This is a genomic window from Streptococcus danieliae (genome assembly GCF_009767945.1).
Classification (GTDB): Bacteria; Bacillota; Bacilli; order Lactobacillales; family Streptococcaceae; genus Streptococcus; species Streptococcus danieliae.
The window spans coordinates 1-1,280 of record NZ_WSRS01000152.1 but is presented as its reverse complement, the minus strand read 5'-3'; the positions used below and the strand labels follow the sequence as shown (position 1 = coordinate 1,280).

Annotated in this window: 1 protein-coding gene; it reads left to right on the top strand. The window is 44.0% G+C overall.

Going from position 1 to position 1,280, the window contains the following annotated elements; all coding sequences use genetic code 11:
* Window positions 1-1,280 (top strand): GbpC/Spa domain-containing protein (locus E5983_RS09105; protein WP_269148541.1); only part of this gene is annotated, 1,280 nt, incomplete at both ends.

The window sequence follows — 1,280 nt, the reverse complement described above, 5'->3', positions numbered from 1 at the left end:
GAACTGCAAGAAGCGACCCAGCAATACACATTTGAAAAAGACCAATATGCGAGAGATTTAGCTAGCTATGAAGCCGCCCTTAAGGAGATTAACCAGTACCAAGAGGCTGAAGCCAAGCGCAAAAAAGAAGTAGCCGCTGCGCAGGCGCAGTATCAACAGGAACTGGCCACCTATGAAAAGGAACAGGCTCAGTACCAAACAGATCTTAAAAACTATCAACAACAAGAAGAGCTCAACAAGCAGCTAAAAGAAAACTATCAAACTGAGCTGGCAAAGTTTGAAAAAGAGTTGGCAGACTATCAAGTCAAGGAAGAAAGCTATCAAAAGGAAGAAGCAGAACAAGATCAGGTTCAGAAGAGTTTCCAAGAAAAACAGGCCCAGTACGAAAAAGAACGAAGCCTCTACCAAGAAGCTGAAAAAGCCTATCAAGCAGCTCTTACTAAAGCTCAAGAAGATAGCCAAAAAGATGGTTTTCTCAGCCAAGTTTACGCCCAATACCTCATTGCCAAATCGGAACCCAATGTCAGTGTTCGTTTTGAAGGAGTCAAATCCTTTATTGCCCCTAGTCATGATTTTGGTTCAGGTCTTGACGGGGTTGCAGGAACCATTGACAAACTCCCTCTAACCAGCCAAGCTACTCTTTTCAAAGGAGTTGGTTCCGGAACACCAGCCGGAAGCGGGGATGGTTATGGTCTAATTCTTGAAAAGAACCAACCAATTCGAGTAAGCTATACTAACCTTACTAACACATCTTACAATGGCCAAAAAATTACTCGTCTAGATTATACCTATGAGTTGCTATCAACCTTTGCGGAAGATGGAAAAGCCACTGCCTTTATCTACACTGATCCTACTAAAACGATCTATGTAGGAACTCATGGTAATAATCAAGGACAGGTTGACTTTGCCATCCGTCAAACCATGACCTACTTTTTTGAGGATGGCTCACCCGTCATCTTTGATAAGGATAAGACTGCCCTCTTATCCTTCGCCTCCCGCAACAATAGTTTTGAATTTGGAGAGCAGGAATTTGTTCAATTGGACGCTAATCTTAGCTTCATTCCCATTACAGGCTCTTCCGTCAGCGGCGAAAATGGCTATGTAGCTGCTAGAGGAAGTAATAATTCCAAGGCCGACGGTTCTAAATTTGACCGCTCTGAGTGGGATCAAGACGGCCATTCCAATGAATACTACGGGGCAGGTGTTGCGCTTGCGACAGGTGGGGAGATCTCCTTTACCTTCGGAATCCGCTACAACCCCAATGATATTCAAAAATCCGC